15 protein-coding genes are annotated in these 21,068 nt (G+C 75.8%); 2 read left to right on the forward strand and 13 right to left on the reverse strand.

The features are described 5' to 3' along the window. Positions 1–87 precede the first annotated feature (87 nt). Complete coding sequence (locus ACWERV_RS00340; protein WP_452926786.1) at positions 88–1,077, reverse strand: AraC family transcriptional regulator; 990 nt, start codon at positions 1,075–1,077, stop codon at positions 88–90. Positions 1,078–1,347: 270 nt separating this feature from the next. Between ACWERV_RS00340 and ACWERV_RS00345 the strand changes: the two genes are divergently transcribed. After that, a complete protein-coding gene (locus tag ACWERV_RS00345; protein WP_452926788.1) occupies positions 1,348–2,613 on the forward strand; it encodes an MFS transporter in 1,266 nt (421 codons plus the stop codon). Between the two features lie 34 nt (positions 2,614–2,647). Here the strand turns inward: ACWERV_RS00345 and ACWERV_RS00350 are convergent, their stop codons facing one another. The 11 genes from ACWERV_RS00350 to ACWERV_RS00400 form a co-directional block, all read right to left on the reverse strand. Next, complete coding sequence (locus tag ACWERV_RS00350; RefSeq protein WP_452926791.1) at positions 2,648–6,046, reverse strand: DEAD/DEAH box helicase; 3,399 nt, start codon at positions 6,044–6,046, stop codon at positions 2,648–2,650. A 94-nt stretch (positions 6,047–6,140) separates the two neighbouring features. Further along, positions 6,141–8,858, reverse strand: a complete 2,718-nt coding sequence (locus ACWERV_RS00355; protein ID WP_452926793.1) for a PLP-dependent cysteine synthase family protein — start codon at positions 8,856–8,858, stop codon at positions 6,141–6,143. Positions 8,859–8,909: 51 nt separating this feature from the next. Next, on the reverse strand, positions 8,910–10,565 hold the full coding sequence (locus ACWERV_RS00360) for a copper resistance CopC/CopD family protein (RefSeq protein ID WP_452926796.1): 1,656 nt from the start codon (positions 10,563–10,565) through the stop codon (positions 8,910–8,912). Beyond that, positions 10,562–11,284 carry a YcnI family protein gene (locus tag ACWERV_RS00365; protein WP_452926799.1) on the reverse strand — a complete coding sequence of 241 codons (723 nt, stop codon included), beginning with the start codon at positions 11,282–11,284 and terminating at the stop codon, positions 10,562–10,564. The genes ACWERV_RS00360 and ACWERV_RS00365 overlap by 4 nt, the downstream gene beginning before the upstream one ends. Continuing rightward, positions 11,284–12,084, reverse strand: coding sequence for an ABC transporter ATP-binding protein (locus tag ACWERV_RS00370; protein WP_452926802.1), 801 nt, complete (start codon positions 12,082–12,084; stop codon positions 11,284–11,286). Before ACWERV_RS00370 ends, ACWERV_RS00365 begins: the two co-directional genes overlap by 1 nt. Next, positions 12,078–13,196 carry an ABC transporter permease gene (locus ACWERV_RS00375; RefSeq protein ID WP_452926804.1) on the reverse strand — a complete coding sequence of 373 codons (1,119 nt, stop codon included), beginning with the start codon at positions 13,194–13,196 and terminating at the stop codon, positions 12,078–12,080. The genes ACWERV_RS00370 and ACWERV_RS00375 overlap by 7 nt, the downstream gene beginning before the upstream one ends. Positions 13,197–13,204: 8 nt before the next feature. Next, complete coding sequence (locus ACWERV_RS00380) at positions 13,205–14,428, reverse strand: ABC transporter substrate-binding protein (protein ID WP_452926807.1); 1,224 nt, start codon at positions 14,426–14,428, stop codon at positions 13,205–13,207. A 530-nt stretch (positions 14,429–14,958) separates the two neighbouring features. Further along, positions 14,959–15,606 carry a GNAT family N-acetyltransferase gene (locus tag ACWERV_RS00385; protein WP_452926809.1) on the reverse strand — a complete coding sequence of 216 codons (648 nt, stop codon included), beginning with the start codon at positions 15,604–15,606 and terminating at the stop codon, positions 14,959–14,961. After that, the gene (locus ACWERV_RS00390) at positions 15,603–16,742 is read right to left on the reverse strand and encodes an LLM class flavin-dependent oxidoreductase (RefSeq protein WP_452926812.1); all 1,140 of its coding nucleotides are present in this window, start codon (positions 16,740–16,742) and stop codon (positions 15,603–15,605) included. The genes ACWERV_RS00385 and ACWERV_RS00390 overlap by 4 nt, the downstream gene beginning before the upstream one ends. A 51-nt stretch (positions 16,743–16,793) precedes the next feature. Beyond that, complete coding sequence (locus tag ACWERV_RS00395; protein WP_452926815.1) at positions 16,794–18,092, reverse strand: NtaA/DmoA family FMN-dependent monooxygenase; 1,299 nt, start codon at positions 18,090–18,092, stop codon at positions 16,794–16,796. A 406-nt stretch (positions 18,093–18,498) separates the two neighbouring features. Further along, the gene (locus ACWERV_RS00400) at positions 18,499–19,137 is read right to left on the reverse strand and encodes a TetR/AcrR family transcriptional regulator (protein WP_452926817.1); all 639 of its coding nucleotides are present in this window, start codon (positions 19,135–19,137) and stop codon (positions 18,499–18,501) included. A gap of 90 nt (positions 19,138–19,227) precedes the next feature. Here ACWERV_RS00400 and ACWERV_RS00405 point away from each other — a divergent pair, with 90 nt between their 5' ends. Continuing rightward, on the forward strand, positions 19,228–20,193 hold the full coding sequence (locus tag ACWERV_RS00405; RefSeq protein ID WP_452926820.1) for a zinc-binding dehydrogenase: 966 nt from the start codon (positions 19,228–19,230) through the stop codon (positions 20,191–20,193). A gap of 32 nt (positions 20,194–20,225) precedes the next feature. On the opposite strand, the gene ACWERV_RS00410 is transcribed toward ACWERV_RS00405, so the two are convergent. Then, a complete protein-coding gene (locus ACWERV_RS00410) occupies positions 20,226–21,029 on the reverse strand; it encodes an inositol monophosphatase family protein (RefSeq protein WP_452926823.1) in 804 nt (267 codons plus the stop codon). Between the last annotated feature and the right edge of the window lie 39 nt (positions 21,030–21,068).

Below are 21,068 nucleotides of genomic sequence, written 5' to 3' on the forward strand. Positions count from 1 at the left end.
ACCCCGCTGTGGGCCGTGCGAGTAGTACCGGCACCGGCACCGGCCCCGGACCAGCCCGGGGGAGTCCGCGGCGGACGGGACGGGGAGTCAGCGTCCCTCGGGATGGGGGAGGAGGTGGGCGGCGTGCCGGAAGTCGCGGGGGGTGACGCCGTAGGCGGCGCGGAAACTGCGGCTGAAGGTCGCGTGGTCCTTGAAGCCCCAGCGCGCGGCGATCGCGTGGACGGGCACGGACTCCCGTGCGGTGTCGGCGAGTTCGCGGCGGGCGCCTTCGAGCCGCTGCTCGCGGATGTACGCGGCCACCGTCGTGCCCTGCGCCTGGAAGAGCCGGTGCAGATGGCTGCGGGAGATGTGCCGGGCGGCGGCGACGCTGCTCGGCGTGAGGTCGCCGTCGGCGAGGTGGCCGCGGATGAAGGCCATCAGCTCCAGCGTGAGGGCGCGGGTGCGGGTCTCCGGCGGGAGGCCGTCCTCGGCGTCGAGGACGTGCGCGAACTGCGCGCTCACCAGGTCGGCGAGGACCCGCCCCAGGCGCGGGGCGTCGGCCTGCCGGTACTCGCTCGTGTGCGAGGTCACCTGGGTGAGGAACTGCGCGACCAGGGCGCCGATGCCCGTCCGCCCCGGGAGGTCGCGCCCGACGACGTCACGCACCCGGTCCCACGGCAGGCTCAGCGCGCAGCGGGGCACCTCGACCCCGATCATCTCGATCCACGGTCCGGCGCCGGCGACGCTCATCGGCACCGACGAGACGTTCATGTGGAAGTCCCCGGCCCGGAGGTCCCGTTGCGGCCGGTCCGGCCACCGGGTCGACGCCTCGCCCTGCACGACCAGCGACAGGTTGACCGTCTCCGGGTCGGACTGGCGGATGCGGCGCGGGGTGCGGTGGAAGGTCAGCTGCGGGAAGTTCGCGGGCCACAGCGTCATCCCGCCGAGGTCCATCAGCCGCAGCGTCCCGCGGAAGTCGGCGGCGTAGTCGCTCGTGAGGTCCATCGGCGCGTGGGTGCTGCTCATCAGGTCGTGCCAGACGTCGAAGCGGTCGGCGACCGCCACGTCCTCGCTGCGGTAGACCATCTCGTCCAGCATTCAGGATCACCCCCGACGCTCCTGCCCCAACCGGCCTCCCCGACGCTGGCGTAGCGGAGTCAACCGCATCCCCCGTGCGGGCGCCACACTCGGCGACGCTCCGGGCCCGCCGGGAGTTGCGCACCGCGCGACTTCTGGCCCGAATTCGGTTGCGGCCAGCCGGTTCGGCACGGGAACATCCGCGGGTGTTCACCACGCCCCGGGTCTCGTAGCTCGGCACCAAGCGCGACACCGCCCTTGTGCCCATGAGCGACCACGGAGCGTATTCACATGAACACCCCTCGTCAGACCGGTCCGTTGCGTGACCGGAACCTCCCGCTGCTGCTGAGCGGCCAGATCCTCTCGTCCGTCGGCGACCAGGCGCAGGGCATGGCCCTGCCGCTCGTCGTCCTGGCCCTCACCGGCTCGGCCACCCGCGCCGGGCTCGTCCTCGGCCTGAGCACCCTGTCCTTCCTCGTCTTCGGGCTCGCCGCCGGGGCGCTCGCCGACCGCTGCGACCGGCGCGCGCTGATGGTGTGGTGCGACGCCGGGCGCGCCCTGCTCACCGCGGGCGTCGCCGTCGCGCTGTGGCGGGGCGTGCTGGGCATGCCGCAGCTGTACGCCACGGCCGTGCTGTCCGGCATGCTCACCACGCTGTTCCAGACCGCGAGCACCGCCGCGCTGCCCGCCGTCGTCGGCCCGCGGCGGCTGGCCGCCGCACTCGGCTGGTCGCAGACCGCGACGGGCGCGGTCGGTGTCCTCGGCGCGCCGCTCGCGGGCGCGCTGTACGCGGCCGGGCGCGTCGTGCCCTTCGCCGTCAACGCGGTCTCCTTCGCCGGGTCGGCGCTCGCGCTGCGGCTGCTGCGCGCGGACTTCCGGCCCGCGGCGGCCGCCTCCCCGCGGCCCGGCCGGCTCGCCGCCGACATCCGCGAGGGCCTGCGGTGGCTGTGGGACCGGCCCGTCCTCCGCTTCCTCACCCTCGTCAACGCCGCCGACAAGATCCGCTACGGCGCCGGCTACCTGCTCATCGTGACCCTCGCCCGGCAGGCGGGCGCCTCCCCGCTGTGGATCGGCGTCATCTTCGGCGGCGCCGCCGCGGGCACGATGGCGGGCGCGCTCGTCTCCCAGCGGGCCGTCCGCCGCTTCCCGCTCGGGCGGATCGCGGTCGTGATGCTGTGGTCCGAGGCGCTGATGTTCCCGCTGTATGCGCTCGCGCCCGGCCCCCTCGCTCTCGCGGCCGTCGCGGCGGCGGAATCCGTCGTGGCCCCCGTGTACATGGTGGCCATGACCACGCACCAGCTCCGTGCCACGCCGGACGCGCTGCGCGGCCGGGTGTCGGCCGCGGTCTCCACCCTCACGACGGGGGCGCTGTCCGCCGGGACGCTGGCGGGCGGGTTCCTGCTCTCCTCGCTGGGGGCGCACCCCCTGGTCTGGGTCTCCACGGCATGGCTCGCCGCGCTGGCCCTGCTGACGACGGCGCATCCGGCGGTCCGCGCGCCGGTGCCCGAGCCGCCGGGCGACCCGGCGCGGTCGCCGGACGCGGCGACCGCGTCCTGACGGACCCGACAACACCGGGGCGGTCGGCGCCGGTTCAGTCCCGGTGCTCCTGGTAGTCGACGCGCCGCAACTGCCCGGCGAGCACGGAGAAGTGCGTGTGGCCGCGCCAGGACTCGTGGTCGCCGATGACGACCAGGCGGCGCCTGGCGCGGCTGACGGCGACGTTGAGGAGGTTGGGCTTCGCGGCCGCCCAGCGGCGGGACCCGGCCGCGTCCGGGTGGGTGCCGAGGACGAGGACCACCACGTCGGCCTCCTTGCCCTGCGCGGTGTGGACGGTGCCCACCCGCTGCCACGGGACCAGGCCCCGCAGTTGCTGCGCCGCGCGGGTCGCGACCTCCCGGAAGGGGCTGATGACGTAGAGCCGGTCGGCGGTCAGGCCCTCGGCAAGGAGCCGCTCCACGGTCGCGGTCAGCGCGCGGCCCTCGGCGGGCACCCACTTGCCCTCGGCCTGCGGGGAGCGCACATGCCACCAGAAGCTCTCCCGGGGCGGCCGGAAGTCGCCCCGGTCGCCGGTGCCGTGGACCATGAGCCCGGCGTACGCGATGGTGTTGCTGACGGTGAACATCGGCTCGTCGCAGCGGCGGTGGACGCGCAGCGGCGCGCCGACCCACACCTGCGTGGAACCGTCCGGGAGCTGCGCGGGCAGGGTCGTGCCCCACCGGCCGAGGCGGTCCGCGACCTGCTGGGCGGACGTCCAGGACGGCGCCCATTCCTGGGCGGCGCCGTGGTGTTCGCGCAGCCGCTGCTGGGCGGTCCACGGCAGCACGACGACCGGCTCCAGTTGCAGCGGGTCGCCGACGAGGACGGCGCGGCGGGTCCGCCACAGCGCGCCCACCGGCATCTGCGGTGAGGCCTGCCCGGCCTCGTCGACGAAGAGCCAGCCCAGGTCGCCGCCGCCGAGGCCGGTGAAGAGCCGGTCGTAGGAGGCGAAGGTGGTGGAGACCACCGGGACGGTGAGGAAGAGGCTCTGCCAGGCGGCGCGCACCGCCTCGGGCGCGAGGTCCTTCGGGGCGCCGCCCCCGACGACCTCCATGGCGGCCTGGAGGTTCCGGCGCATGACGTCGCCCGCGGCGCCCAGGAAGGCGCGGTGCAGCCGCAGCGCCTCCAGGAAGAGCCGGGTGCGGGCCTCGGCGAAGGCGGTGTCGGACCAGGGCGCGGACTTCTCCCGGCGCTCCGCGGCGGCGTCGTCGGCGTCCTCGGTGAAGTCCGCCGGGTCCGGGACGGCGTCCCCCCAGCGCTCACGGGCCGTGCGGACGGTCGCCTCCAGGGCCTCGACGGCGCCCCGCCGGACGTCCGCCGCCTCGGCCATGTGCTCCGCGGCGGCCAGCGTGTCGGCGGCCCGCCGGTGCCGGTCGCGGGCCGCGGCGGCGTCCTGACCGGCGCGTTCGGCGGCCGCGGACAGCCGCTCGTACGTCTCCTGCCAGGTGCGGTGGGCGCGGCCCGCGCCCAGCAGATTCCGCAGACCGGCGGGCTTCGCGGCGAGGTGCGCGCGGAGGTGGTCGCGGTGGCCGTGCTCGCTGTCCGCCGCCCGCTCGGCCTCCCGGGCCGCCTCGGCCTCCTGCCGCCGCAGCTCCGGTACGGCGCCCGAGGCCACGGCGGCGCTCGCCACCGCGTCGGCCAGCTCCCCGCGGGCCGCGGGCAGGGCGGCGAGCGCGTCGGCGACCTGTCGGCGCTCCGTGCGGAGCCGCTCGACCAGGCGCCGGGCGGCTTGGAAGCGCCGCCGGGCCCCGGCCCAGTCGACCGGCGCGGGCGCATGGGCGCCCCGGCCGCTCAGCACGTGCCACAGCCCCTCGTCGGTGGGGACGGACCGGCCGGGGGCGCCGCCCGCGGCCGGGGTGCGCCTGCTGCCCCACCAGAAGCTCTGGACGAATTCGCCGCGGTTCTTCCGGTTGCCGAGCCGGGCGGCGACGGCTCCCCACGCGGGCTCCCCGCCGAGCATGAGGCTCGCCTGCTCGGTGAGGTAGCCGGCTTCGTCGTGCCACTGGGGGGCGATGGCGCCGAGGGACGGGATCTCGCTGGTGATGTTCTCCACCGCCCCGTTGTTGGCCGAGGCGACGACCATCTCGTAACCGGCCAGCCGCGGCTTCAGCTCGTGGACGGTGCGCGTGTACTGCTCGCCGCGCCAGGTGTGCGCCTTCCCGAACGCGTCGCGCGGGTCGGCCACTTCGGCGAGCGCGCAGGCCCGCTGGGTGACCAGGGCGGCGATGACGTCGCGCAGCAGGGTGGTCTTGCCCGTGCCGGGCGGTCCGTTGACGGAGAAGACGCCGCCCTGCGTGCCGAGTTCGGCGAGCATCCGGTTGACCGCGAACTGCTGGCTCAGGACGAGCGAGTGGCCGGACGCCGAGGGCCAGCGCCCCAGCGGGATCCGGTCAGGGCTGACCTCCGCCAGCACCTCCGCCGGGCGGTCCCGGACGTCGCGGCGCTGCCCGGTGTCGATCCGGGCGGCGTCCGTGAGGTAGGCGGTCAGCGGGCGGCCCGCGCCCTTGCTCGCGAGTTCGTCCGCGATCCGGTCGAGGTCGTCGGCGATGAAGCTGTTGAGGAAGCCCTCGTTCGCGGCCTCGTCCGCGCGGTCCTCCCTGACCTGGACGCTCTGCACGCGGGCCGCGTCCGGCACCAGGTCCTCCGTGACGTGGAGGCGGGCGGCGAGCCATGCGGTGAAGGCGGCGATCCCGTCGAAGGTCACCGGGCGGGTGCCGAAGCGGGAGGGCGGTTCGCCCTCGTCCTCGTCCTCGTCCGAGGCCGCCCCGCCGCCCCGGAGCCGGTCGAACGCCCCCCGGGCCAGGGACTCGGCCGTCTCCCCGGCGGCCGCCTGCGCGGCCTGCCCGACGACGCCCCCGACCGCCTCCCCCACCAGGCCCCGCGCCAGCGTGCCGAGGCCCGTGACGGCGCCCCCGGTCACCGAGTCGGCGACCAGCGTGCCCGCGGCGGCCAGCAGGCCCCCGGCGCCGGGCCGGGCCCCGCGTACGGTGAGCCGCCCGTCGCCCAGCTCCTGGAGGCACCGCTCGTACTCGGCGGCGGCGTCGTCGAAGCCGTCCAGCCACCGCGCGTCGCCCGGCCCCGGGGAGCGGGTGCGCCCGACCGCCCACGCGCACGACGACACGCACACGGAGTCGGCCAGCAGCAGCCCGTCCTCGTTGACGGTGAAGGACAGCAGCGCGCTGGAGCCGCCGAGCCGCCCGTCGCGGTCCTCGGCGGCCGCATCCGGGAAGACCTCGGCGAGCACGTCCCGTACCCGCTCCACCGGGAAGACCCCGCAGTAGACGGTGTGCTGCCAGACGCAGTCCTTGCGCGGCCGCGGCAGAGCGCCGCCCTCCTCCCACGGCAGCGGGACGCCCCGCCTGACCGCGACGACCTGCTCGCGCGGCCGGACGTCGGGCACCTTCTGCGGGCTGAAGAGCTCGACCGCCCGCCAGAACCGCACGACCTCGGCCATACGGCGTCGCTCACCCGCTCCCGCCGCCACGAGGCCCCCCTCCGTCTCCGCTTCCCCGCAACCCTAGCCCCGCGGGACCGGGCGGGCGGGGCGGTCAGTGCCAGGTGGACGGGTGGTCGCGGTGGGTGGGGAGGTAGGCGGCGGGGGTGAAGTGGTGGTCGTAGAAGTCCGGGTCGAGGTGCTGGGCCTGGAGGTAGTTGAGGATGTGGACGGTGGGGACGGTGCCGGGGATCTTGCCGAAGGTCTCGTCGATGTAGCGCACCTGGCCGGTCAGCAGCCGCACGAAGCGCTCGTCGTACGGGGCGGCGGAGGCGCGGACGCCGCGGGTGTCGCGCCACGGGCCGGGGGTGGCGGGGTGGAAGGGGCCGCCGGGACCGAACTTGCGCTCGGTGAAGCGCTCTACGGCCTCGGCGGCGTCCGCGACGTGCGGGCGGGACAGCGTCTCGAAGACGCCGGTGAGGCCGGTCGGGTTGGGCAGCGCCCAGCGCTCGTCGTGCTGGACGTGGAAGCCGAGGCCGGGCACGTCCGGGCGGCCGGAGGCGCCGAGCACCGAGAGCCGGTCGATGCCGTCGAAGGTCCAGCCGCCCAGGCCCATCGCGCCCAGCAGCAGATGGCCGTTGTAGACGCCGGTGATCAGCTCGGCGCTCGCCTCGGCCAGGGTGTACTGCTCCACGAAGGACAGCGGGAAGGGGTCGCCCGCGTGCCGCAGGGACGGGTCGTGCGCGCCGGGCAGCGGGCGGCCGTTGACGTCGTCGTAGACGCCGTAGCCGTTCTGGAGGAAGAAGGCCAGGTTGGCGATGAGGTGCTGGGCCAGGTCGGCGACCGGGACGACGAGCAGGGAGCCGGGGTGGTTGGCGATCCAGGTGTTGTGGCCCTCCAGGTACGGCTCCTCGCGGGGCAGCCACAGGCGTTGCGCGGACAGCTTGCGGTAGCGGGCGGTGGTGGCGTTCAGCCAGGCGTCGATGTCGGGTTCGGCGCCGGGGCCGGTGCCGGGGCCGGTCTCGCCCGCCGGGGCGGCGTCGCGGGTGGAGAGGAAGTACGTGCCCGAGTCGTCGGTGAAGAAGAAGTCGGTGGTGTGGAAGCCGGCCGCGGAGGGGAAGGTGCGGCCGACCGCGGAGCCCGGGTAGTTGGGGAGCGCCGGGGCGTAGCCGGGGTGGTGCGAGATGCCGAAGTTCCAGCCGGTCACGCCGGTGACGACGGCGAGGACGAGCGCCCGCTCGGCCTCGCTGAGCGGCTGGACGGGCCTGGTGCTGGTGAAGGCCAGTTCGCCGGAGGGGATGCGGCCGCCGACCGGGAAGCGCCGCGAGCGCCGCCCGTTGACGGCCGCGAGCAGCGGGAAGCGCAGCAGCCCGGCGATCGCCTCGCGCTCCTGCCCGGAAAGGCGCAGGGGCGGGGCGGGCTGCGCGGCCGGGGAAGCCGGTTCGGCGGCGGGCCGCGCGGTCGGCGGGTCCGCCCGCACGGCGTGCCACCGCACCGTGCCCGTCACCCGGCCGTGGTGGAGGACCTGGGCGACCTCCCCGTCCGCCGCGACCCACCCCGTCACCGCCGGGTCGGCCAGCGGCAGCCCGGCGCCCAGGCGCGGGCCGAACGGCCGTACCGCGCCGGTCACGGAGGGCGCCGCGCGCAGCAGCCCCGGCGTGGTCCAGCCGAGGAGGTCCGTGGGGTGCGGGGCGAGCCGGCGCCCGCCGCGCGGGTACGCGGCCAGCACCACGTCGTCCTCGCCCGCCCCGGCCGCGGTGAGCCGCCGGGCCGCCTCGGCGGCGTCCTCGTCCCGCTCCACCAGCGGCGCCGGGGTGGCGCGGTCGCCGACGAGCGGGCCCGCGGCGGGCTCGCCGCCGTGGAAGCCGTTCGCCGCGAGCCACCGGTCGTTGAAGTACGTCGACAGGTAGGCCCGCCCGGAGTCCGGCAGCAGCACCACCACCGTGTCGTCCTCCGTGAGGTCGCGCGCCACGCGCAGTGCCGCGGCGAGGGCGACGCCCGAGGAGCCGCCCGCGAGGATGCCCTCGGTGCGGGCCAGCCGGCGTACCGCGTCGATCGCCTCCTGGTCCTCGACGGTGACGTAGTGGTCGATCACACCGGTGTCGAGTGCCCGCGGCCAGGTGTCCTCGGCGGCGTCGGGGTGGAGGAAGTGGCCCGCGCCCTCGATGTACTTTTGGCTGCCGTCGCCGCCGGAGTAGAGGGACGTGACGGGGTCCGCGCCGATCACCCGGACCCGGCCGCCGCTCGCCTCCTTCAGGAAGCGGCCCGTCCCCGTGACCGTCCCGCCGGTGCCGACGGTGGCCACGAAGTGGGTGACGGCGCCCTCGGTGTCGGTCCAGATCTCGGGTCCGGTGGTCGTGTAGTGGGCGGCCGGGTTGGCGGGGTTGTCGTACTGGTCGGCGAACCAGGCGCCGGGCGTCGCGGCGGCGAAGCGCATGCCCTGGGAGCGCATGCTGCCGGGGTGGTCGCGGGGCACGAAGGCGTCGACGAGGCGCACGTCGGCGCCGTACGCGGCGAGCTGGTCCCGCTTCTCCCGGGAGGTCGAGGAGCTGGTGAAGACCACCGCGCGGTAGCCGAGGTGGGCGGCGGCGAGCGCGAGGCCGATGCCGGTGTTGCCGCTGGTGACCTCGACGACGGTGCCGCCGGGGCGCAGCGAGCCGTCCGCCTCGGCCCGGCGGATCATCGACAGCGCCGCCCGATCCTTGACGCTCGCACCGGGGTTCTGCCACTCGGGCTTGACGTACACGCGCGGGCGCAGGCCCTGCGCGGCGCGGGTGAGCCGGATGAGCGGCGTCCCGCCGACGGCGTCGAGCAAGGACTCGTAGCTGGCCATGGGGTCTCCTCGGACGGGCGGTCGGTCAGGCGGTGCGCCGGGGCGGGCGGTTCACAGGACCCGGTAGTGGAGTGCGGTGGTGTACTGCTCGGTCGGACCGGCGACGACGGTGAGTGTCGCGGTCCAGCGTCCCGCGGCGGGGACGACGACCGAGGAGCTGACGAAGGTGAACGCCGTGGCCCGGCCCGGAAGGACCGGACCCGGCAGCCGGTACGGGAAGGCGACCCGCACGTCCCGGACGCCCCCGGCGCCCTGCCCGACGTCGAGCTGCACCGACCGCGGCAGCGCGGTGGCGTCGCTCGCGCCCCGCGCGGTCACCCGGAAGCTCTGCGGGCCGCGCCGGGCGGGCGCGACCTCGAAGGTCACGGTGTACGGGCCGGCCACCGTGTGCACGACCCTGGCCGGGGCGTACGCGGCGGCCGCGGGCGCGACGGAGGACAGCACACCGGAGACGACGACGATCACCGCGCCGATCCCGGCCTCGGCCCGTACCCGCCCGCGCAGCCGCGCGGTCTCCCCCGGCGGCACGGTGTCCGGACCGGTACCCCGGCGGCCCACCCAGCGGTGGCCGCGCCACCCCAGCAGCAGGGCCCCGGCCACGAGTGCGAGCTTCACCAGGAGTATCCACCCGTAGGTCGTGCCCACCAGCGCGGGCACGTACCGCACCTGGACCAGCGCCTGGACCAGGCCGGTGAGCGCCAGCACGGCGACGGCGGACGCCGCGTAACGCGACCAGCGGGGCAGCCGGGCGAGCCGGGCGGGGGTCAGGCGGCGCCGCAGCAGCAGCCAGCCGAGGACGGCGAGGCCGCCCAGCCATGCCGTGACGGCCGCCACGTGGGCCAGCGTGAGCGGGAAGTGCCACCACGCGCCCGTACCGCCGTGCCCGTTGCGGACCACGGTGGCCAGCGCGGCGAGCGCGAGCACCGTCCCCCCGGCGGCGCGCAGCCGCGGCAGCAGCGCGAGGGCCGCCGCGAGCAGCCCGGCCCGTACGTACACCGCCCGCGCGTAGCCCGATCCGGCGAAGGCGCGCAGGCCCGTCCAGGTCGCGCCGCCCGGCACCGCGGAGGCGTCCCACAGGTACTGCGCCACCACCTGGAGCGCCGAGGCGAGCAGCGCCAGCAGCAGGCCCGCGGCGGCGGCCCGGCGCAGCAGCCGGCGCTCGCCGGGGTCGGCGCCGAGCACGAGTCCGGCGGGCAGCAGGCCGAAGGCGGCGACGAGTCCCAGGTAGAGCAGGCCCTTGACGGCTCCGGCCAGCAGTTGCAGCCCGGCGCTGGGCCGCGGGGCGGGCGGGGCGGCGGCGGCCTGCGCGGGCACGCCGTAGCCGAACTCGATCGAGCCGCCCACCGGGTGGGTGTCGGCGGAGACGACCGACCAGCTGGCGATGTACGTGCCCTTGGCGAGCCCGGCCCGCAGCCCGATGACCAGGGTGCGGTGGCCGCCGGTGAGCCGCACCGGGCCGGAGCCGACCTCCCGGCCCGCCGCGTCCACCACCCCGGCCGGGTGCTGTGCGGCGGGCAGCGTGACGGGCTCGTCGAAGGTCACCCGCACCTGCGTCGGGGGCGCGGCGACCCGCGCACCGTTCGCAGGGCTGGTGGCGACCGTGTACGCGTGCGCGGCGGCGGGCGGCGCCGTCCGCACCAGGCCGGTCAGGGCGCCGAGCAGGGCGAGGAGGGTGAGCGCGCAGCGCCGCCTCCAGGGCCCGGTCACGAAGACGTACGCTCCGGCTCCCGGCTGCTCGCCTCGGCCGCGGGCGGTACGGCCGCGGGGCGGCGGGCCCTGGTCAGCGCGGCGCCGCCCACCGCCCCCGCCCCCAGGGCCAGCACGATGCCGGTGACGCCGAGCCAGGTGCCGCGCCCGGAGTCCGCCGCGCTCTCCGGCGAGGACGCGCCGGGGGCCGCCGCCGGGGTGACGGTCACGCTGGGCGCCGGGTGCTCGGGCTCGGCGCCGCCCTGCGCCTGCTGCACCCAGTCGACCTCGGTGCCGTCGGAGTAGCGCTGCACGGTCGGCAGGTAGAGCGTGCCGTGGGCGGGCAGCGGGCCCACCGACAGCGAGAACCGCCCGAACTGCCCCGGCGCCAGCCCCTCCCCGGTCGCCGTCCAGGTCACCGCGGTGACGGCCGAGGTGACGGCCCGCCCGTCGTCGTCCTTGCCCGGCGTCGCGAGGGCGCTACGGGTGAGCTGCACGCGCCAGCCGGGCACGGGCTCGCTCAGCACCGAGGTCAGCGGGGTGGCGGCCGGCAGGTGCACGGTCAGCCCCACCGTGCGGGCGGTCTGCGACTCGACGGGCACCTTGAAGGTGAGCACGGCGCTGCCGCCGCCCGTCGTGTCCGACGCCGTCACGGTGACGTGCGCGGCGGCCGGCCAGGCCGCCGCGAGCAGCAGGGCCGCGGCCCCGGCCGTACCGGCGATCGCTCTGGCGTACGTCATCAGGTCCGTCCTGTCTCTTCGAGCTCGTCGGGCTGCGTGGTGGCCTCCTCGTCGAGCAGCGCGAGGATCCGCGCGCGCAGGGCGACGAACGCGGGGGCGGACTGCTCGCGCGGGCGGTCGAGCCCGACCTCGACGACCTCGCGGATACGGGCGGGCCGCGGCGACAGCACCACCAGCCGGTCGGCGAGCACCAGCGCCTCGCTGACGTCGTGGGTGATGAGGACCGCGGTGAAGCCCCGTTCCTGCCACAGCCGCAGCAGCTCGCCCTGGAGCACCCGGCGGGTCAGCGCGTCGAGCTTGCCCAGCGGTTCGTCGAGCAGCAGCACCGAGGGGTCGTTGACCAGCGCGCGGGCCAGCGCGGCCCGTTGCGCCATGCCGCCGGACAGCTGCGCGGGCCAGGCGTCGGCGAAGTCGGTCAGGCCGACGAGCGCGAGCGCGTCGTCGATGCGCTGCCGGGAGGACGCCAGGGCGCGGCGGGCCTGCGGCCCGATCGCCACGTTGCCGCGGACCGTCCGCCAGGGCAGCAGCGTCGGGTCCTGGAAGACCAGCGCGCGGCTCGGGTCGGGCCCGGTCACCCGGGCGCCGCCGACCTGCACGGTGCCGAACAGCGGCCGGTCGAGCCCGGCGAGCAGCCGGATCAGCGTCGACTTGCCCGAGCCGCTCGGCCCGACCAGGGCGACGAACTCGCCCGGCCGTACCGACAGCGAGATGTCGTCGAGGACCGCGAGGTCGCCGTCGGCGGCGCGGAAGGCCTGGGTGACGTTGCGGATGTCGACGGCGGCGCCGTGGCCGGTCACCATCGGGTCAGCTCCTTCTCCCAGCGCAGCACCCAGCCGCGCAGCCGGAACAGCAGGGTCAGCAGCAGGCCGCAGACACCGACGAGGACGACGATGCCCGCGTACAGCGCGGGGAAGTCGCCCCAGCCCTTCTGCCAGTTGAGGTACCAGCCGAGCCCGGAGTTGACGCCGAAGTTCTCCGCCACGGTGAGGCTCACGAAGGACGAGCCGAGCGCCATGAAGGCACCGGTGAAGATGCTCGGCAGCGCGGCCGGCAGGCTCACCCGCAGCACCAGGAACCAGCTCCTGGCGCCCAGGGTCTGCGTGACGTCGTAGTACGAGCGCGGCACGCTCACGATGCCCGCCCTGGTCAGGACGGTGATGGGGAACCACACGCTGACCGCGATCAGGAAGACCGCCCCGCTGTAGGCGCTCGGGAAGAGCGCGAAGATCACCGGGACCCAGGCCAGTGTGGGCACGGGCCCGAGGAACATCAGCACCGGGTGCACCCAGTAATTGGCCTGCTGCCACCAGCCGATCATCACGCCCGTGGCGAGGCCCGCGACCAGGCCGAGCACGAAACCGAGCGCGAGCAGCTGGAGGGAGTTGCCCAGGCTCTCGGCGAGGATCCGCCGGTCGCTCCACAGGTGCTCGAAGATCTCCTGCGGGGCGGCGAAGTACGGCGTTTCGAGCGCCTGCGTCTTCGCGGTGGACAGCTCCCAGAAGACCGCCCAGGCCGCGGAACCGACCAGCCAGGGCGAACCGTGCGCGACCCGGGCCGCCGCGCGCGCCCCGAGCCGCCCGCCGGTCGCGGCCACCGCCCAGAACACGGCGGCCAGACCGGCGACGGCCAGCCCGGTGACCGCGGTGAAGGGCGTGGTGTGCCGGACGGCGGCGAGGTCGGGCGGCGGCAGCCGGGGGCTGTCGGACAGCGTCCAGGTGAGCACGCCGAAAGCGGCCCAGCCGAGGATGCCGGCCGCGGTGATGACGGGGTTGATACGGACCGGGTGGGTGGTCTTCTGCAGGGCGGCGTGGATACGGGCGGCGCCCTGCACGGTCTTCTCCGCCGGGGGTGGGGCGGCCGGCCGCGCCTCGGGGGCTGCCGCGGGCGGGCCGGTGAGCGGGGTGGTGGTCACGGGCGTCCTCAGAAGTCCAGGCCGAGGTTGACGAAGACCTTGTCGGCCAGCGCTGCGGCATCGGTGGCCGACGGCAGGAAGCCGGTGTGGATGAACTTCGCGATGCCCGGCCGCAGGGCCTCCTGGAGGTTCCTGGGCGACGGGTCGAAGGTGAGGGTGCGCAGCACCGGGAGGATGTTCGCGGGCTTGTCGGGGACGTAGTTCTTCGCGGACTCGATCTCGGCGGTCTTCTCCAGGTTGCTCCCCACCCAGCGCGAGCCGCGCGCCCACGCGTTGACGAGCTTGGCGGCGGTGACCGGGTCCTCGGAGACGAAGGTCTGGTTGAGGGCGACCGCGCAGCACGGGTACGAGGCGTTGCGGCTGAGGTCGCGGTTGTTCGACACCTCGCGCGCCCAGCCGTCCTTGACGCCCTGGATGATCGGCAGGAAGCCGCCCGCCGTCGCGATGGCGTCGACCTTGCCGTCCTTGAGCGCCTTGGGCAGCAGGTCCTGCTCGATGACCACCCATTCGACCTGCTTGGCGGCCGGGCTGGAGTTGATCCCGGCGTCCAGCAGGTCGAGGGAGAAGAAGTTGGTGGCCGAGCCCTGGAGGTTGCTGACGCCGATCCGGCGGCCCTTGAGGGCGGCGACGGAGGCCACGGAGCCGTCGTTGCGCACGTAGAGGTCGAGGCAGCCGTGGTGCAGGCCGCCGGACAGCTTGACGGGGGCGCCGTTGTAGATGGGGCCGAGGAAGTTGAAGAAGATCCCGTTGCTCGCGGTGTACTTGCCGGAGCCGACCGCCGCGGCGACGTCCTCGTCCGTACCGGTCTTCTTCAGGACGACGTCGAGTCCCGCCTCCTTGAAGAAGCCGTTCTCGTACGCGGCGATCAGCGGCGCGTCGCAGACACCGCTGGGCGCGGTCAACCGGATCTGGCGGCCCGCCCAGGACTTGGTGACGGTCAGGCCGTCCGCCTTGCTGTCGTCGGCCCCGCCGCGCCGCAGGAAGGCCCAGCTGCCCAGGCCCGCGGCGGCCGCGACGCCGAGGCCGACACCGCCGAGCGAGAGCAGGCGGCGGCGCGAGAGGCCGGAGGCGTCGTCGAGATCGACGTTCGCCTCGACGAGCGGGGTGCCGCCTCCGGGCCCGGGAGCGGACTCGGCGGCGGGTTCGGGAGTGGGCTCGCGGTCGGGCTCGTGGTCGTGGTCGGGCTCGTGGTCGGGCTCGGGCTCGGGGGAAGCGGGAAGGTCGTCACTCATCGTTCGCACATCCTGGGATCGGTTGGCGGGACGGCCCGGTGCCACGGCCGGGGAAGGCGGCACCGCGTGCGTACGCGTGGACGTACGCACGCGGGGCGCGGGCGTGGCGTGCTGCCGGGGATCAGCGGGAGGGCGCCGCGGCGCGGGCCGGGCGGACCGCGGTACGGCGGAGGGGGCCGGGCGGCCGGCTCGGTGACCGGCGGCCCGGCTCAGTGACCGGCGGGCTGCCCCGGACAGAGGGCGGCGGCTATGCGCCCGAGGTCGACATGCCGGCGGCAGCAGCCGCGGAAGGCGGAGGGCTTGCCGCAGGACAGCGATGTCGGCCGCTCGGCCATCCCCCGCCACCCCCACCCGGCGGCACATGCCGCCCGCCCGTTCCGCGCTCGTCGAATGTCGCGGTCCGACACGGTGCGGCCGCGGCACAAAACGTAGCTCCGCGGCGACGAGCGGGGCAAGGCGGTGGTTTTTGCAGGTTCATGAAGGCTGTGTCAACGCGCTTTGCGGTCGCGTCAACGTGGTGTGAGGCCGTGTCACCGCGTCCTTTCCCCCGGTGAACGGGCCCCGGGGTCGGTACGCGGCAGGTCGGACCCGGACCCGGCCCCGGGCGGGTACGGGTGGCGGCGTGGCGGCGGGAACTCGTCCGGGCGGATCGGCTCGTCGCCCACCAGCCGCTTGGCGAAGGGCAGCGGGCCGGTCAGCGACCCGGGGTCGGCGGTGACGTCGAACAGCGGGGTGTAGCCGGTGACCAGGTACAGGCCGCGGGCCTCCGGCTGGCGCGTCCCGGTGGTCAGGTAGACCCGCCGGTAGCCGGCCTCGGCGGCGGCCCGTTCCAGCGCGGCCACCACGCGCCGCCCCAGCCCCTGGCGGCGGTGCCCGCTGTGCGTCCAGATGCGTTTGAGCTCCGCGGTCCGCTCGTCGAAGCGGCGGAAGGCGCCGCCCGCGACCGGTTCGCCGTCCCGCAGCAGCAGGAGCAGCAGCCCGCCGCGCCGCGGCTCGAACTCCTCCACCGGGTAGCGCGCCAGCTCCCGCCCGGCCCCGCCGGGCGAGGGGTAGCGGGTGGTGTACTCGTACTCCAGCTCCCGCAGCAGCGGCTGGGCCAGCGGGTCCGCCAGCGTCGCCACCCGCAGTTCGACGCGGGGCCCGGCGGGGCCCGCCGTCGTTTCCGGCGCCGCCGTCACCGCTGCGCCGCTTCCGCCACCGGCCGGGCCTCCCGCGCGTCCTTCGCCGCCCGTTCGGCGTCCCGGCGGGCGACCTCCGCGCGGACCAGCGGGATGACGTGGCGGCCGAAGTCGATGGCGTCGCCGAGCAGGTCGTAGCCGCGGGCCGAGATGATGTCGACGCCGAGGTCGATGTAGTCCAGCAGCGCCTGGGCGACCGTCTCCGGGGTGCCGACCAGGGCGTTGGAGTTGCCCGCGCCACCCGTGACCGCGGCGGTGCGGGTCCACAGCGCGCGGTCGTAGCGCTCGCCCTGCTCGGCGATGCCGATCAGCCGCTGCGAGCCGGTGTTCTGCGGGGCGTCGCCGCCGCGCCGCCGCCACGTGCCCGCCGCCTTGCGCCGCTCGATGGCGCCGACCGTGCGGTCCGCCTTCTCCCAGGCCAGTTCCTCCGTCGCGGCGACGATCGGCCGGAAGGCGACCTGGATCCGCGGCGGGGTGCTGCGGCCCGCGGCCAGCGCGGCGGCCTTGACCGCCGCGATCTGCTGGGCGGTCTCCGCCAGCGGCTCGCCCCACAGCGCGTAGATGTCGGCGACCGCGCCACCGGCTGCGTACGCGGCGGGCGACGATCCGCCGAACGAGATGTCGGGGTGCGGCTGCCGGACCGGGAAGACGTCGGAGACGTAGTCGTGGAAGCGGTAGTGCGCGCCCTCGTGGTCGAACGCCTCGTGCTCGGTCCACACCCGCTTGACGATCTCGATGTACTCCCGGGTGCGCGCGTAGCGCTCGTCCTTGGCCAGCACGTCGCCCTCGCGCTGCTGCTCGTGGTCGCTGCCGCCGGTGATGAAGTGCACCGCGAGGCGGCCCTCGCTGATCTGGTCGAGGGTCGCGAACTCCCGTGCCGCGAAGGTCGGGTAGGACACGTTGGGGCGGTGCGCCAGCAGGATCTGCAGGCGCTCGGTGCGCGCCGCGAGGTACGCCGCCGCGGTGCCCGGCTCCGGCGAGGCGGAGCTGTACGCGAACAGCACCCGGTCCCAGCCGTGGTCCTCGTGGGCGCGGGCCAGCCGCAGCGTGTAGTCCTTGTCGAAGGAGGAGCCGCTGCGTGCGGTGGTCTCGGAGCCGTCGTTGGTGGCGGCGATACCGAGGAATTCGACGGGCATGGCGAAGCCTTTCGTGGTGGGGTGGGAGGGGTTCTTCGGGGGGCGGGGCGGTCAGGTGCCCGCGGGCGGCAGGTCGAGGCCGAGGTTCTCGCGCAGCGTCGTACCGGCGTAGTCGGCGGCGACGATCTTCCGTTTGCGCAGCTCGTGCAGGAGGCCGTTGACGGCGAAGTCGTGCTGGCGCGGGTCGTCGAGCCCGCCGACGAGGACGACGTCGAGCACCCCGGCCCTGAAGCGCTCCTCCACCGCGTCGGCCAGCTGCTCCGGTGTGCCCGCGGCCGCCCAGTGGCCGGTGTCCTGCGCGGCGACGATCAGTTCGCGCAGCGTGTAGCCCTGCCGTGCGTACCCGGCGAAGATGTCGACGCGTCCGCGCCGCCGGTTCACCGATGTGACGTCCGGCAGCAGGCTCTCGGGCAGCTTCGCGTCCAGCGGCAGCCCGGAGAGGTCGAGGCCGCCGCCGAGCATGTCGGCCACCTGGGCGCGGCCGCGTTCGAAGTCGATCGCCTCGCGCCGCTCGCGCACCAGCCGCCGCGCCTCCTCCTCCGTGGCGCCGTAGGTGGCGTGGAAGGAGCTGAAGATCAGCGGCAGCCCGCCGGGCCGGCCGAACTCCTCAGCCTGGCCGCGGATCTTGCGGGTGAAGTCGAGCGCGACGTCCAGCGTGGGCAGCGAGGTGAACACCACCTCGGCGTACCGCGCGCCCAGCGTGCGGCCCGCGTCGGACTGCCCGGCCTGGAACTGCACCGGGCGGCCCTGCGGCAGCGGCGGGATGTTCAGCGGGCCCGCCACCGAGAAGTGGCGCCCGTGGTGGTCGATGGGCCGTACCTTCGCAGGGTTCAGCACCGCGGTGCCGTCCGGCCCGCGGGTCAGCGCGCCCGGCCGCCAGCTGTCCCACAGCGCGTTGACGACGTCCAGCGTCTCGGCGGCGCGCGCGTACCGCTCCTCCGGGCTCGGCAGTCCGCCGGGCCCGAAGTTCTCCTCGCCGAGCGAGGACGTCACCAGGTTCCACGCCGCCCGCCCGTTGCTGACGTGGTCGAGCGTGCCGAACAGCCGCGCCAGGTTGTACGGGTGGTGGAAGGTGCTCGACACGGTCGCGATCAGGCCGATCCGCGAGGTCACCGCGCTGAGCGCGGACACGAACACCAGCGCCTCCTGCGAGCCGATCGCGCCCTGCGCGCCGAAGCTCAGCAGGTCGGCGGTGAACAGCGCGTCGATCCGCGCGGCCTCGGCGAGCGCCGCGACCCGCAGCGCGGTGTCGAGGGTGGACCGCTGCGGGTCGAGCGCGAGGTCGTACGTCTCCGACACACCGCCGGCTCCGGTCACGGTCTTCAGCGTCCTGGGAGGTTTCGCGCTCACGGGGGCGTCCCTTCTCGGCCGGTGCCGGGGGCACCGGTGGCGTCATGGAGCTGGGGCTGGGCCTGGGGTTCGGCGTCGGCGGTGCGCGCGCGGGCGCGGGCGGCCGCCGGGGCTCGCGGGCACGGCGGCGCGCGAGCGGAAAACGGGGGAGGGGCGCCGTCAGGGACGGCGGTGCGTCAGCGACAGAGCGCGGTGTGGGTACGGCACAGGTCGACGTGCCGACGCTTCGTACAGCCGGGCCGCGGAACCGCGACCCCGGCCGGTACGACGCGCGAACCCTTCACGACCACTCCGATCGGCCGGGCCCCGAGGGCCGGGCACTGCTCCGCGGCCCCGGGGACGTCCCGGGCCGCGTGATCCGTGTTGACGGTGCGGGACGAACGTACGTGGCGGGCAGCGGGAGTTGTCAAGACCCCCCGGCCCGCGGCGGTCCCGCGTGCAGGCGCGGGGCCCGCGGGAGCGGCGGCGACGGCGGCGCGGCACGGAACGCCTCGATCACGTAGGCGGCGAAGCGGCGGGACGCCGCGAGGCGGACGGCGGGCGGGGTGTCCTGCGCGCCGCGGTGCGCCATGAGCATCAGGATCAGGTCGTCGACGACGAAGTCGGGGCGCAGCGCGCCCGTCCGCTGCGCGCGGCGGGTCAGCTCACCGACCGCGCGCAGGGTCTGCTCGCGCTCCGCCGCGAAGTCCATGGCCTCGGGGAAGGCCGCCGCGAAGACGTCCGCGAACCCCCGGCTGTGGGCGTGCAGTTCGCAGATCCGCGTCACCACACCGCGGAATCCGCGCCACGGGTCGGGGTCGGCGAGGGCGTCGCGGACCACCTCCCGGCAGGCCCGCCGCTGGTCGGCGTACGCCGCGTGGATCAGCTCCCGCTTGGTCGGGAAGTGCCGGTAGAGCGTGGCCGGGCCGACCTCCGCGTGCCGGGCCACCTCCCGTACGGGCGCGCCCAGGCCCGCCTCGGCGAAGACCGTCCGCGCGGCCGCCAGGATGCGGGCGCGGTTGTCCCGGGCGTCCGAGCGCAGCACGTGAGACACATGGGCCGTCATGCCCTCCCACTTTAGCCAGCGGGCCGCGCCCGGCCGTTACGTTCCGGCAGCGGTAAGGCCGATCCGTACGAGCAGAAGCCGGAGCATGCGATGAAAGCCGTCGTCGTCAGGACGTTCGGGGACCCCACCGGGCTGGAGGTCGTCGACCTTCCCGTGCCCGTACCCGGTCCGGGGCAGGTACGGGTCGCCGCCGAGGCGATCGGGGTGGGCGGTGTGGACGCCGTCATCCGCCGGGGCACGCTCGGCGCCTACGGTTTCCGGGAGGGCCACCTGCTCGGCAGCGAGGTCGCGGGAAGGGTCACGGCCGTCGGCGAGGGCGTGGACGCCTCGTGGACGGGACGCCGGGTGTGGGCGTTCACCGGCCTGTCGGGCGGGTACGCCGAGCACGCCGTCGCCGCGGTCGAGGACGTCCTCCCGCTGCCCGACGCCCTGACCGCCGTCGACGCGGTCACTCTGGGCGGCAGCGGCGTGGTCGCCCACTTCGCCCTGAGCCGTGCGCGTTCCGGCCCCGGCGAGCGGGTGCTCGTACGCGGCGCGGCGGGCGGTATCGGCGTCCTGGCCGTCCAGCTCGCGGCCCGGGGCGGCGCCTCGGCGGTCGCCGTCACCACCGCCTCGCCCGAACGCGGCGCCCGGCTGCGCGCGCTGGGCGCCACCCACGTCCTGGACCGCTCCGGCGCGGGCGGCGGCCCCGGCGCACCGGCCGACTTCGACGTGGTGATCGACGTCGTGGGCGGCCCCCGCCTCCCCGACTTCCTCGACCGCCTCGCCCCCAACGGCCGCTACGTCTGCGTCGGCGTGGTCGCGGGGCCCCCGCCCGCGGACTTCGGCACCCACCTGATGGCCGCCTTCCGCAAATCCCTCTCCTTCGCGACCTTCAGCTCCGACACCGTCCCCGCCCCCGACCGCCGCACCGTCCGCACCGCCCACTTCGCCGAGGCCGCCCGCGGCGAACTCCTCCCCGTCGTCCACGCCGTCCTGCCCCTGGCGCAGGCAGCGTCGGCCCACCACGCCATGGACGCGGGCGAGGTCTTCGGCCGCCTGGCCCTGACCCCCTGACCACGATCGCCCCGCCGGCGCGGGGCCGGGGCTCAGTGGGTCGCCGCGATGATGCCGAGCAGCCGGGTGTGGGTGGGGGCGTCCGCCGCCGCGAGGAGGCCGCGGGTGGTGGGGCCGAGGGGGGAGCCGTCCAGGGCGGTCACCACGCAGCCCGCGGCCCGGCACAGGGCGATGCCCGCGGCGAAGTGGACGCTGGAGGCCATGTCGCCGCCGTCGGTGACGTAGGCGGCGCGGCGGCCCGCGGCGACCCACGCGAGGGCCAGCGACGTGGAGCCGACGCGGGTGCGGAAGTGCTGGTCGAACGCGGGGTCGGCCATCATGTCGAGGGCCCGGAAGCCGTACGGGCCGCGGGCCAGCGGGTCGAGGTTGACATCGACGAGGCGGGTCGCGGCCGACGGCTCCAGGGGCGCGGAGACGGCGCCGTTGGTGCGGAGCCAGGCCGTGCCGCCGTCCGTGCAGAACACCTCGCCCGCGAAGGGGTCGGCGACGGCCGCGGCCCCGCCGCGCAGCGCGACGTTGACGGCCACCAGCATCGTGCCGGACGCGTAGTTGAGCGTGCCGCACAGCGGGTCGACGAGCCATTCGCGCTGGGTGCCCGCCGCGCCGCCCTGCCGCCCGAACTCTTCGCCGAGGAAGGCGTCGTCGGGGCGGGCGGCGCGGACGACGCCCAGGATCGTCTTCTCCGCCTCGATGTCCGCGGCGGTCGCGAAGTCGCCGCCGCCCTTGTCCACGCGGTCCAGCCGCGTCCCGTACAGCGCGCGGACCACGTCGGCGCCCGCCTTGGCGGCGGCGGCCGCGACCTCGGCGTCCGCCGCGGGGGTGTAGGTGCTGGTCATGACAGGAGGCTATCCCCGGGGCGGATGCCGGAACCGCTC

The organism is Streptomyces sp. NPDC004031, from assembly GCF_053604375.1.